The following is a 12,496-nucleotide window of genomic DNA, read 5'->3' on the forward strand; positions in this document are numbered from 1 at the left end:
GCCCGGTCATCGCGCCTGCTTTGGGAGCAGGAGGTCGCAGGTTCGAATCCTGCCACCCCGACCAACAAAAGCCAAACACAAATGTGTTTGGCTTTTTTATTTTCCAATATCGAAAGCTTGCTTTTGGATAGTTTGGAAAATAAAAAATTAACCAAGTGATGCTTGGTTAGCTTTTGTTGAGCAACATTCCCTGACCAGGATCACCGACCGCAGGGAGGTAATCCTATCTCATCACTTCAACGTCTTAAGGTTTAGAAACAGAAAATACGTTGCAAGCATTGGCCTGGAGGATTGTCTTGAACAACACCCCTCATTAGGGTCACCGACCGAAGGGAGGTAATCCTGCCACCCCAACCAACAAAATAATTAAAATAACATTTGAAATGATTTATCATTGGTAGAGATTTTAGAAGGGATACCAAATTCATCTTTTAATATTTCAATTAAGAAGAAAGCTTCATCCCTGCATATGCATGAAGAAGGAAAGTTGGGTTTGGAAGATTCTTGGTTAGCCCCTGGTTGTTTTTAATAGTTAAGTTATTTGTTTTCAAATTCAATCTCTTCTAATGTTTTATTTGTGGTCTCAAACAAAAATGTTCTAAAAAAGAAGTAAGCTAAAAGGGTCATTATCGAAAAAAAAGCAAAACTATATCCTATGCCTTTACCATCGTTAAAGGCTCCAACCACTATTGGGAACAGGAAGGTGATGGACCCGTTCACGATCCAATTTGAAAAAGAGCCTATGGCCACACCCCGGGACCGAATGTTGTTTGGAAATATTTCCGCCAACAATACAAATACTACGGCCCCCATGGACGAAGCAAAAAAGGCAACATAACAAATGAGAATGCCCAACAATAACCTGCCTTCTGTATTACCTGTATAGAAAGCCCATGAAAAAACGCCAAGTGATACAGTCATTCCAAGAGTTCCGACATGCAATAATTTTTTTCTTCCTACTTTGTCTATTAAGATCATGGCTATTAGGGTGAAAATTAAATTTGTCGCACCAAGAATAACCGTTTGGCCTATGGCCGAATCAGTCGAAAAACCGGCAGCCCTAAAAATATCAGTTGCATAGTAAAAAACAATGGCTACTCCTGTAAACTGGCTGAATAACCCAATACATATCCCTATTGAGGTAAACTTTAAGTTGGGTTTTTTAAACAGGCGTTCCTGTTTTCCTTCACGTTCTAAGGTGATAGAGGTTTCTATGTCGTTGACAATACCTTGTATATCAGCATTGGGGTTTACACTTGCGATAGTTTCTTTAGCTGCTATTTGATCTCCCGTCTGCATCAACCATCGTGGGCTTTTAGGAACTTTTAGAAGCAGGAGCAGAAAGGCCAGGGCCGGTATGACCTCAGAGATGAACATGTAACGCCAATTGTTTTTTCCGGTATCGATTAAGATATAATCTACAAAAAAGGCTACCAATATTCCAGCTACCAAAGCCAATTGAAAAGTTATAATTAACCTTCCCCTATGGGTTGCAGGGGCTATTTCTGAAATATAGATGGGTGATAACACAGAGGCTGCCCCAACCGCCAAACCGCCAATAAACCTAAACAGAATAAAACTGTTGATTTCCGGTGCAAGCCCAGTGCCAACTGCTGAAATCAAAAATAACAGGGCAGAAAGCTTGAGCATCTCACGCCGGCCATACTTATCACCGGGTTTGCCAATTCCAATAGCACCAATTATACATCCCAATAAAGCAGAACTTACGGCCCAACCGGTCATGACATCATTCAATTGGAAATGGGATTTAAAAAAAGGTAAAGCGCCATTTATTACTGCTGTGTCGAAGCCGTAAAGAAGCCCTCCCAGGGCAGCTACCAAGGTATACAGTATTAGTTTCCATTTCATGTACTTAGCTTTATTCCTTTTCCATAATTAAAAGATCATTAATGATTTTTTTAAAATCATCAACAACCAATTTTGAAATTTGTTTCCCTTTTTCCAAAGTTCCATATTCCGGGTTACCAAAAACGCCGTTAGCAGTCATTTCCTTTGTTGATCTATAATAGGATGCCTTGGGACCGCGTAACATATCACCATCGTTCCAGGAAAAAGTATCCGTATGTTTTCCTTTTTCCACTTTATCGGAATGCACTAAATGTGGGGCTATCATTAGCATTAATGCTGTTTCAAATTCGCCGGCATGGCCTACACCTCCTTTCCCGCTTTCATTTAAAGTTAATAAGGCGTCGAATGCCAGTTTCCACCAGGTAACCATAATGACATTAGTAGAGGGGTTTTCATAGCCTAACTGTTCTACCAATACTTGTCCAACGGCCTGGTTTCCACCATGGCTGTTTAAAAGAATGATATTTTTGAATCCATGTTGTATTACCGATCTGATAATATCTTTAACCTGTCTTATAAATGTATCATGACTAATAGTAAGTGTTCCTGAAAAATCCATATGGTGTGAAGAGCACCCTATGCTAATGGAAGGCAGCACCAGTACCTTATTTGGGATGGTTTTGTGTAGCGCATTAGCAAAATGTTCTCCAATCAATCTGTCGGTTGCCAGGGGTAAATGCTTTCCGTGTTGTTCCGTAGCAGCCATAACAAGAATAACCGGTATGTGTTTGGCTATCTTACTTAATTCCAGTGTTGTTAATTGATCCCAAATCATAATGTTACTGTTTAGTTATGCTTTAGCTGCCCACATTTCAATTTCAACAACGAGGTTCATCAGCAAACCTGTTTGTACTGCCGTACGAACGGGTTTAGGGTCTTTAAAGTAATTTTTATAAACGGTATTGAATCTTGGCCAATCGGCCAAATCTTTCATAAACACATTGACTTTAAATACATCGTTTAGGGTGCATCCTGCAGACGCTAATTGCGTAGTGCAATTATCCATCATATAGGCCGTTTGTTCCTCTATGGTATCTCCAATAACATGTCCCAGTTTATCTATGGCTGCTTGCCCGGAAATAACAATCAGTTTATTGGGGGTTACTTCTAAAACCGGAGTGTAGGGTCCTGCCGTAACATGCTGACTTGCATTTTCCGGAACCTGCTTTGCGCCTTGTAAATCAGTATTGGCACTAAGACTAAAAAACGGCAAATATCCTGTGAATCCAACAATTTTCCATTGCCCGTTTATTTTTCTGCACCTATATAATGTTTGCCAATTTGTTTCAACATAACTCCCGTCTGCTTTTTTTATGTCCCCAACAAACTTTTTGTGCAGTAATGCTGCATCACCTATAATCTCTATGTCCTGTAATATGGTGACTCTGTGTAATGCTTTGGTTATATCTTCTCCCCATGCTGTTTCCTGAAAGGCTTTGGCTTGTTGAAGCCATGAGACTTTATAGCTTTCTAAATCCGGAAAACTTAATTTCCATTGATCAATATTTTGGGATTTCACGCCATCGATTCCCATGAAACCTGCTTCATGAAAATCATTTTCTACCATTTGCCAATCCCGGTTTACAAAAGCTTCAATATCTCTTTTGACCACCATGTCCCAAATGTCTTCTTTATTTTTATCTATGTCTATAAATGGGTTGTTCATAATGTATATGCTTTTTGTTTTGTTTGGTAATGTTTGACGGCCTCCATATCTACTTCAATACCCAAGCCCGGTCCTTCCGGTAAATAGGCATAGGGCGCCTCAATTTTTAAAGGTGATTTTAATAGGTCATGCTCACGGATCAATCGTCCAAAAATATCACTTGGCCAATTACAAGATGCTGCGGCTGCGGCTGAGTGTATGTACATGGCTTCTAAAATGCCAAGGTCTATTTCAGAACCGTGCCAGCAGTTTAGTTCTGCTGCAGATGCAATATGATCCAGTCTCTGGAAATCTGCCAGTCCGCAGTTAAAATTAAACCCATCCACAGCTTGTAATCGAATGGCCTGAATGCTATCTTTTATTCTTTGTCCATGAATGATATAGGGCAACGACACATGAAGCACTATAGGTACGGAGGCATAGTTTCTTAATTGGTGATATTCGCTTAGCTGCCAACGTGGAAGTGGATCTTCAAGACATAAAACGTTTCCTATTTCCTGTAACCCATTAATACGTTTCTTTACTTCGAAAGCATGCAACCAACGTTCGTTAGGATCTAAAATAACCTGCATTTCAGGTGTAGTTTCTGCAATTTTTCTGCACCATCCTACAACATCATCCTCCAAATCGCTCTTAAACTTCATACAGTTATAGCCCATATTATGAAATTTCAATGCAAGCTCTGCGATGTCTTCCTGACTACGATGGCTGGACCATGCGCCCACTTTTACTTTGCTTTTTAAAGGGCCTCCCAGTAAATCTACTACGCGTACGCCCTTTAATTTGGCATAAGCATCCCAAATGGCACACTCAAAACCGTCATATTCCCTGGAAAAGGCAAAAGGTAATTTCTGTAATGTCAGCTTTTCAATATCCTGTCCAACCAATAGTTCACATATGGCATCTACAGTGGCCCAATTGTGGCTCCTGTATAGTTCCCCCCAGCCAACTAAACCATTTTTCAACTCCAGTTGTACTATTAGTTTGGGAACTTCATCAAATTGTACATTCCACCCTGCTTTAGCTCCCAGGGGTAATTTGTGTAACCCCTTATTGAAACCTTTACTTTCAATAGCTCCGGGGTTTGCCGGAACTATGACTTCAAAACAGGTAATCCTACTAATTTTCATTTGTGCTATTTTTCTATAAACGAATTGTTATACAACATAGCGGTCGTTCCATTATCTACATAAATCACCTGACCGGTAATGGCCCTGCTACATTCGGAAGCTAAAAACCCAACCACATTGCCGCAATCTTCGGCTTGTATTTCAAATGGTAAACTTTGATAATCCCTGGTGTGACGTTCAACCCAAAGTTTGGGGTCATCAGCAAAGGTTTTGATCAATTCTAAATTCTGTTCTGCATGTACGTAACCGGGTGCTACCGCATTTACCCTAATATTGTGTTTCCCCAGTTCTATTGCCATACCCTTAGTTAATCCTTCTACCGCACTTTTTGCACTTGCATAAATGGCATACTTGGAAATGGTTGCCGAAGCATGTACGGAAGATATATTAATTATACTGCCTTCCGTATTGTTTTCAATAAGCTGATTGGCAAATAGTTTAGAAAGCTTCCATACGGCTCTTACATCTATATTGTATAGATTATCAAACTCTTGATCGGTTACCTTATGTGCTTCTTTACTCAGTCCGATACCGGCATTATTTACTAAACCATGTATGACGCCGACTTGCTTAGCCAAGGTTGCGAACATGGCATCCACCTGGGTTTTATTGGTTATATCGGCTGCTACCGCCATGGCATTGGGCAATTTATTTGCAACAGCTTGCGCTTTTTCTAAATTTCGAGCATTGATAATAACCCGGGCTCCCATTTTTGATAGGGCAACTGCAACCCCATGACCGACCCCAAAGCCGGCAGCTCCTGTAACTAAAATATTTTTGTTTGACAGATCCATCCTTAAATAATTACATGATTCCAAATTTTTCATAGGCTTCAACGGTGCTCATGCCTGCTTCCAGGGCTTTTTGTACCAGTTTTTCGCCTCTTGCTTTTTCGATAGCTCCTTTAAACGCTTCCTTTTCTATTTCCTGAGGAACGATTAGTACGCCGTCCCTATCTCCGTAAACAATATCTCCGGGGTTGATGCGAACACCGTTAAATTCAATAGGTACTCTATAATCAATCACTTTTCCTCTAGGCCCCTGGTCCTGGGCATAAGTTCCCAATGAAAATGTTGGAAAATTTAGTTTTTCTATCTCATTGCTATCTCTTGAATACCCGTCAACAACGGCTCCCGCCGCTTTTAACTTTAAAGCCCTCGTACTCATTAAACCTCCCCATAGTGCATATCTGGGCGAGGCTCCCGAGCATATGTATACTTCATTCGCTTTTAGACTGTCCAATGCTTCAAACATAATCCCGAAGGGTTTCTGCATTAGGGGATTGTTTGTTTGCTGTGGCGATTCTTCAAAGGTATCTGCTTCCAGTACGGTCATCGCTCGTCCTATGGTAATCATGTCTTTTCTCAGGGGTTTTATTCTTGGCGAAAGAAATTGGTGCAAGTACCCCATCTTATCCAATACATCACCCACTAAGGCGACGAACAATTCTTCTTTAGCTATTTTGAAAAGCTCCTGGTCACTTTTCCATATGTTTTCTGCACACATAATCGTTTACTCTTTTTGAAATTTAGTGGGCCTATAACTCATGATCCGGATTACGGTTCCTTAGCATAGATCCTGAATAAACAAAGGAAATTAAAAACTCAAAAAATATTATTAATTTTAGTACGATAATACTATTTCAAAGATGCAGGAACTTGATACGGTCTCTACGGAAGAGCGCAAAATAATTGATTTGGAAGCTTTAGGGTTTAAATTCATAAAGGTTTTGGGGTCTTACAATTACAGGGAAATGAAAAAAAGCCTGGAAATGCATGTTCATGAAAACATGATAGAAATATGCTTTCTTGAAAAGGGAACGCAATATTACCATATTCAGGGAGCGGATTACAGGATTAATGGAGGGGATCTTTTATTAACTTTTCCGGGAGAGGAACATGGCACCAAAAGTTTTCCTGAAGAACGGGGGCGTTTATTTTGGCTTGTCATAGAAGTACCCGATAAAAATAGTCGCCTTTTAAATTTAACAAAAAAGGACACCAAATTATTTATAGAGAGTTTCATGGGTTTGAAAGCGAATAGGAAATTTAAAGGTTCTGACAGGCTAAAATATGATCTTAATGCTATTTACCGAATTTGCAAACACCCTATAAATGGCTTGGACAGGATTAAAATAACCAATCTATTGCTGCACTTCCTGTTAAGTGTCCTGGACTTTGGAAATAAACATTCCAGCCAAACCATAAGCAAGGAAATAAATGATATCTGTGCATATATTAAGGATAACCTTAATGAGCCGCTTCCCCTGGAGCATTTAGCCCGGTTGAGCAATCTGTCATTATCCCATTTTAAATACAAGTTTAAAAAGGAAATGGGGTATTCGCCATCAGATTATGTTCTAAGGCAAAAAATTGAAAAAGCCAAGGAACAATTGCTCATTAAAACAAATAGCATACAGGATGTGGCCTATAATTTGGTATTTAGTTCTTCTTCTTATTTTGCCACTGTTTTTAAACGTTATACGGGTGTAACACCAACGCAATTTAAGCTTCTTTCTTAAGGCCGTTTTAAGCTAATCAGAGTACTTAGATATTCGGAGTTATCGTTTGGACAAGTCAAAGGGTTTCCCAAATATATTTTTAAACCTACACCAATTGCAGCCCCAAAACTCAATTTAAGTTACAATTCCTCAGATTTTTTATAACTATTTCAGATGAAAAATCTTATATTCCGAGCTGTAAATAATCCCTAATGAAACTTTTTATTTGTTTAGCTTTCTTTTTAGGTTTCACCAGTGTGTTTGGTCAAAATCCTGACCTGGGACAGTCTGTTAGTGATTTAAAACAAAAAATTGAAAAGGCTAGCCTGAATGGTGACAGACTTAAATGGATGGACAGTCTGTGTGATCTGATAGAAGACAAAACGGAATACCAATATGAAGCGATCGCCAGACAAACCATTGATTACGCCCTGGAACTGGATTCAACGCGTGTGGCCCTAGACAATGGTATATCGCTATTAAGTTACTTGCGCTCCGATCTGGGAAAACCGGAACAAGCGATCATATTTTTTAATGACCTCAGAGACAAGGTGCCCCTAAATAAAGACTTTTTGGAGCTAACCTATTTTTATGACGGCGCAGCTGACAGCTACGAAAGACATGGTGACTTTGACAGGGCAATTCTCAATTATGAAAAGGCCTGTACATTTGCGGGCAAGATGAATGATTCTATTCGTATGGGTACTTTAAAAAGCTATATTGGAGAGCTTTTGTGTTTTAAGGGTGACTTTCAAAAAGCGGCAGCTACCCTACAGGAATCCATTGAAATGCTTAAAGTGGGACCTTCACGTAAAATTTTCAGAGCAAAGGGAACTTTGGCCATATTATATTCTCAAAATGGATTTCAAAAAGAAGCAAAGAAAATTAGACTGGATATATTGAGGGAAGCCAGAATTAATCAGGACTATAAAGCATTATATGGTGAATTTTATAATCAGGCTTTTGATGAATGGTTACATGGTAGTCAAAAAGAGCGGCTCAGATACCTGGATTCGGCCAGACTATATGTGTATGATGACTTCAGGCGTCAGGAATTATTGGTGGCTCAATTAAGTGCTTACTCTGAAAATGGGCTTGTGGAAAAAATGAAAGCCACTAAGCATATGCTGGATGAGCATATAAAAACTCATCCGAGTATTGAAATGGATGAATATGAATTGGCTATGGGACAATATGAATATGCCATGGGTAATTTTAAAAAAGCTGCTTTATGGGGAGAAAAGGAATATGATAAAGCCATTGCCATGCCGTATTATGAAAACACCTTTTCAGTTCATAAATTTTTGTCTAAAGTTTATAGCCGATTGGGAGATTATAAAAAGTCACTAACGCATTTTAAAGCCTATTCCAAAATAAGAGATTCCATTGAAAGTGTGCAAAAGGCGAACGGCTTTTCGTATTACCAGTCTTTGTATGAAGTAGAAAAAAAGGATATGGAAATTGCAGCACAAAAATCTAAAATCTCCCTTTTAGACAAACAGAACACCATTAAAAGACAATGGATCTTATTTGGAGGTATTGGCGTTTTTGTCTTGCTATTGATTTTGTATTATCGCCATAAACAAAAGGCTTTGGAAAACAAGATTTTAATGGCAGAAATAACCTATAAAAAAAAGGACTTAAAAGATTTGGCATTGGATATTACACATAACAGGCAGTGGGCTTTGGTACTTGCCGAGAAACTTAAAGACGTTAAATCATCAACCGGAAAACGAAGAGCCATTGAACTTGATAAGCTGGAAACCGAAATTAAAAATAAGATCAGGGTTGATGAAACAACAGAAGACTTTCACAATAAGGTAGAACTCTTAAGCAGTTCGTTTTATGGCAGGTTGAAAGAAGCCTACCCCGATTTAACAAAATCGGAAATACGGTTGTGCTCTTTAATAAGGATGAATATGAATACCAAGCAGATAGCTACGCTGCAAAATATTAATCCATCTTCTGTAAAAACCAGTAGAAATCGCCTTAGGAAGAAATTGAACCTGATGCCGGGAGATGATCTGAATGCTTTTATAGCCTCTTATTGAACATGCTGATAGGGTTGTTCTGATAAGTTTGTATGTTAGACAGAGTATCCATAAATCTATACCAAAGCATAAATGTCTTTAGAAAATTAATGTCGATAGTTTTTATAATTCCAAAATTGCTTTTTTGATTTCAGAAGAAAAACTCCATTAGATTAAAAGATAAATTTAAATAGTATATTACAACGTGTAATCTTTAAAATTAAAGGCATGAAAAGCGTTGTATGTGTTTTATATTGTTTTCTTTTAATAGTATTATGTACTAATTGCAAAGAATCGGAAAAGGAAAAAGTCCGGCAGCCAAAACCTAATATCCTGTTTATCATGTCTGATGATCATGCCTATCAGGCTATTAGTGCCTATAGCAATCATTTAATTGAAACCCCTAATATTGACAGGATCGCTGATGAAGGTATGCTATTTACAAATGCCTGTGTAACGAATTCAATTTGTGCACCGTCCAGGGCAACCATTCTTACCGGAAAGCATACGCATATTAATGGCAAAATAAATAATATTCAACCTTTCGATACGACTCAGGTAACTTTTCCGCAATTATTTCAAAAAGCCGGATATGAAACGGCCATGTTTGGAAAATTGCACTTTGGAAATAACCCTAAGGGCGTAGATGAATTTATGATCTTGCCCGGCCAGGGTCATTATATTAATCCAAAGTTTATAACAAAAAAAGGCGATACAACCATAACAGGTTATGTTACGGATATTATCACGGACCTCACTATAAATTGGCTCGATAAAAAGCGTAATAAGGAAAAACCTTTTATGACCATGTATCTGCATAAAGCACCTCACCGTCCGTGGTGGCCCAGTCCGGAAAAGTTTAAGACGTTTACCAAAAAGACCTTTCCCGAACCGGAGTCTTTGTTTGATAATTACGAAAACAGGGGGACGGCTGCAAAAACTGCCGAAATGAACTTGCTTACCCATATGAAGTATGGGCATGATTCTAAGATAAGGCCTGAAACTATAGAAGAAATGGGTGGCGCCGAACCTTATGTGCCGCCATTTATTTGGCGTGGTGTTGATGGGTTTACGGGCCCATATGGTAGAGCCAATGAACAGCAAAAAGCGATATATGATCCTGTTATAGATTCCATCAATGTTTGGTTTAAAGGCCACTGGCCAAAATTAAGTGATGAGGAAAAAATGCGATGGAAGTATCAACGCTACATGCAGGATTATTTAGGATGTATTTCTTCAGTTGATGATAATGTTGGACGTGTTTTAGATTATTTGGAAGCCAGCGGTTTAGATGAAAATACTATCGTTGTATATACATCAGATCAAGGGTTTTATTTAGGGGAACACGGTTGGTTTGACAAACGATTTATTTATGATGAGTCTTTTAAAACACCGTTATTGATTCGTTGGCCAAATAAAATTACAGCCGGAACCACCTGTGATGAAATGGTTCAAAACCTGGATTTTGCTCAAACTTTTTTAGAAGCGGCCCAAATAAAGGCTCCTGGCGACATGCAGGGAGAAAGTTTTATGCCTTTATTAATGGGTCAAAAAGACAAGTGGGATAGGGACGCTGTTTATTACCATTATTATGAATATCCTTCGGTGCATATGGTGAAACGGCATTATGGCATTGTTACAAAAGAATATAAGCTGGCGCATTTTTATTACGATGTGGATGAATGGGAGTTGTATGACCGTATAAAAGATCCACAGGAAATGAAGAATGTCTATAATGACCCGGCTTATGCCGAAGTAGTTAAAGAACTTAAGGCAGAATTGTCAAAACTCAGAATAAAGTATAAAGACTCGGAGGAATTAGACGCACACTTTATTGAACTCACAAAATAAATTACTCAAGTTGTCTTTTGTGTTTGGAAGACGATAAATGCTACATTAAAAAAATAGTTGTGGCAAATTCCGTATGTTTATAACCGGATTAAAATTTTAAATATCAGTATGAAAAAATTAGCATTACATTGGCAAATATTAATAGGTATGTTATTAGGTGTCATTTTTGGTTTTATAATGGCATCAGTTAACGGACAAGACTTTGTGATGAAATGGATCGATCCGTTTGGAAAAATATTTGTTAAACTTTTAAAACTAATTGCAGTACCGTTAATTCTGGCTTCTCTAATAAAGGGAATTTCCGATTTAAAGGACATATCCAAGTTTAAGAACATGGGGTTGCGCACTATAGTTATCTATATTATAACCACAGTTATAGCAATAACTATTGGTTTGGGTCTTGTAAATACCTTAAAACCCGGGAATGGAATTACTGAAGACACCGTTACCATGCTTAAAGATAAGTATTCAACAAGCGATAAGGCGCAGACCATACTTACTAATGCACAACAGCAAAAAGAAGCAGGACCCTTACAGTTTTTGGTAGATATGGTGCCGGATAATGCTGTATTTGCTATGAGCAATAATAAGTTGATGTTACAGGTTATTGTGTTTGCTATTCTTTTAGGCTTATGTTTATTGTTGGTTCCCGAAGAAAAAGCAAAACCTTTAAAAAACTTTTTCGATTCTTTAAATGAAGTGGTTTTAAAAATGGTTGATATCATTATGCTTTTTGCACCTTATGCTGTTTTTGCCTTATTAGCCAGTGTTGTTGTTTCTGCTGATGACCCGGATATTCTTTTTGCATTATTGAAATATGCCGGAGTAGTGGTTCTGGGCCTATTTTTAATGATTTGTTTCTATATGATCTTAGTATCGGTTTATGCCAAAAAATCGCCTTTTTGGTTTATTAGCAGAATAAGCCCCGCCCAATTATTGGCATTTTCAACCAGTAGTAGTGCCGCAGCATTGCCTGTTACCATGGAACGCGTGGAAGAACATGTGGGTGTAGATAAAGAAGTAACGAGTTTTGTATTGCCTGTAGGAGCTACTATTAATATGGATGGAACAAGTTTGTATCAAGGTGTAGCGGCTGTATTTATTATGCAGGTTTTATGGCCGGAAGGTTTAGTGTTTAGCAATCAGTTAATGATTATTCTAACGGCTTTGCTGGCTTCAATAGGGAGTGCTGCAGTTCCGGGAGCTGGTATGGTGATGTTAGTCATTGTATTGGAAGCCATCGGATTCCCTTCAGACCTGTTGCCAATTGCCCTGGCATTAATTTTTGCTGTTGACAGGCCTTTAGATATGTGTAGAACAACAGTAAACGTTACGGGAGATGCAACCGTTTCAACAGTTATAGCTAAATCTTTGGGTAAATTAGGTGAGCCAAACGTGAAGAATTGGGATGATAATTATCCGGTTACTTAATAAGCGTCAGGTAATTGAA

General features: G+C 38.4%; 10 protein-coding genes. 4 read left to right on the top strand and 6 right to left on the bottom strand.

Annotated elements, in window-relative coordinates:
- Positions 1–537 precede the first annotated feature (537 nt).
- From Q0983_RS15200 to Q0983_RS15225, 6 genes are read right to left on the bottom strand one after another with little or no spacing between them, the layout of a single operon-like run.
- Positions 538–1,869, bottom strand: coding sequence for a sugar porter family MFS transporter (locus Q0983_RS15200; RefSeq protein WP_299555227.1), 1,332 nt, complete (start codon positions 1,867–1,869; stop codon positions 538–540).
- Between the two features lie 10 nt (positions 1,870–1,879).
- Positions 1,880–2,644 carry a creatininase family protein gene (locus tag Q0983_RS15205; RefSeq protein ID WP_299555230.1) on the bottom strand — a complete coding sequence of 255 codons (765 nt, stop codon included), beginning with the start codon at positions 2,642–2,644 and terminating at the stop codon, positions 1,880–1,882.
- 15 nt (positions 2,645–2,659) lie between these two features.
- Entirely contained in the window at positions 2,660–3,535 is an 876-nt protein-coding gene (locus Q0983_RS15210; RefSeq protein ID WP_299555232.1) for a RidA family protein, read from the bottom strand.
- A complete protein-coding gene (locus Q0983_RS15215) occupies positions 3,532–4,665 on the bottom strand; it encodes a mandelate racemase/muconate lactonizing enzyme family protein (protein ID WP_299555235.1) in 1,134 nt (377 codons plus the stop codon). The genes Q0983_RS15210 and Q0983_RS15215 overlap by 4 nt, the downstream gene beginning before the upstream one ends.
- A 5-nt stretch (positions 4,666–4,670) precedes the next feature.
- Entirely contained in the window at positions 4,671–5,492 is an 822-nt protein-coding gene (locus Q0983_RS15220; protein WP_299555238.1) for an SDR family oxidoreductase, read from the bottom strand.
- A complete protein-coding gene (locus tag Q0983_RS15225) occupies positions 5,470–6,171 on the bottom strand; it encodes an RraA family protein (protein ID WP_299555241.1) in 702 nt (233 codons plus the stop codon). The genes Q0983_RS15220 and Q0983_RS15225 overlap by 23 nt, the downstream gene beginning before the upstream one ends.
- 142 nt (positions 6,172–6,313) lie before the next feature.
- Between Q0983_RS15225 and Q0983_RS15230 the strand changes: the two genes are divergently transcribed.
- The 4 genes from Q0983_RS15230 to Q0983_RS15245 all read left to right on the top strand — a co-directional run bounded on the left by Q0983_RS15230 (position 6,314) and on the right by Q0983_RS15245 (position 12,477).
- On the top strand, positions 6,314–7,186 hold the full coding sequence (locus tag Q0983_RS15230; protein WP_299555244.1) for an AraC family transcriptional regulator: 873 nt from the start codon (positions 6,314–6,316) through the stop codon (positions 7,184–7,186).
- 191 nt (positions 7,187–7,377) lie between these two features.
- A complete protein-coding gene (locus tag Q0983_RS15235; protein WP_299555247.1) occupies positions 7,378–9,216 on the top strand; it encodes a hypothetical protein in 1,839 nt (612 codons plus the stop codon).
- A gap of 207 nt (positions 9,217–9,423) precedes the next feature.
- On the top strand, positions 9,424–11,046 hold the full coding sequence (locus Q0983_RS15240; protein WP_299555249.1) for a sulfatase: 1,623 nt from the start codon (positions 9,424–9,426) through the stop codon (positions 11,044–11,046).
- Between the two features lie 108 nt (positions 11,047–11,154).
- Positions 11,155–12,477, top strand: a complete 1,323-nt coding sequence (locus Q0983_RS15245) for a dicarboxylate/amino acid:cation symporter (RefSeq protein WP_299555252.1) — start codon at positions 11,155–11,157, stop codon at positions 12,475–12,477.
- Positions 12,478–12,496: the final 19 nt, after the last annotated feature.

It is taken from the genome of Seonamhaeicola sp., from assembly GCF_028281565.1.
GTDB lineage: Bacteria > Bacteroidota > Bacteroidia > Flavobacteriales > Flavobacteriaceae > Seonamhaeicola.

What these genes read in the sequence shown, in the direction of transcription:
- Q0983_RS15200 (WP_299555227.1), bottom strand. Translation starts at nt 1,869, where the DNA reads ATGAAATGGAAACTAATACTGTATACCTTGGTAGCTGCCCTGGGAGGG.
- Q0983_RS15205 (WP_299555230.1), bottom strand. Translation starts at nt 2,644, where the DNA reads ATGATTTGGGATCAATTAACAACACTGGAATTAAGTAAGATAGCCAAA.
- Q0983_RS15210 (WP_299555232.1), bottom strand. Translation starts at nt 3,535, where the DNA reads ATGAACAACCCATTTATAGACATAGATAAAAATAAAGAAGACATTTGG.
- Q0983_RS15215 (WP_299555235.1), bottom strand. Translation starts at nt 4,665, where the DNA reads ATGAAAATTAGTAGGATTACCTGTTTTGAAGTCATAGTTCCGGCAAAC.
- Q0983_RS15220 (WP_299555238.1), bottom strand. Translation starts at nt 5,492, where the DNA reads ATGAAAAATTTGGAATCATGTAATTATTTAAGGATGGATCTGTCAAAC.
- Q0983_RS15225 (WP_299555241.1), bottom strand. Translation starts at nt 6,171, where the DNA reads ATGTGTGCAGAAAACATATGGAAAAGTGACCAGGAGCTTTTCAAAATA.
- Q0983_RS15230 (WP_299555244.1), top strand. Translation starts at nt 6,314, where the DNA reads ATGCAGGAACTTGATACGGTCTCTACGGAAGAGCGCAAAATAATTGAT.
- Q0983_RS15235 (WP_299555247.1), top strand. Translation starts at nt 7,378, where the DNA reads ATGAAACTTTTTATTTGTTTAGCTTTCTTTTTAGGTTTCACCAGTGTG.
- Q0983_RS15240 (WP_299555249.1), top strand. Translation starts at nt 9,424, where the DNA reads ATGAAAAGCGTTGTATGTGTTTTATATTGTTTTCTTTTAATAGTATTA.
- Q0983_RS15245 (WP_299555252.1), top strand. Translation starts at nt 11,155, where the DNA reads ATGAAAAAATTAGCATTACATTGGCAAATATTAATAGGTATGTTATTA.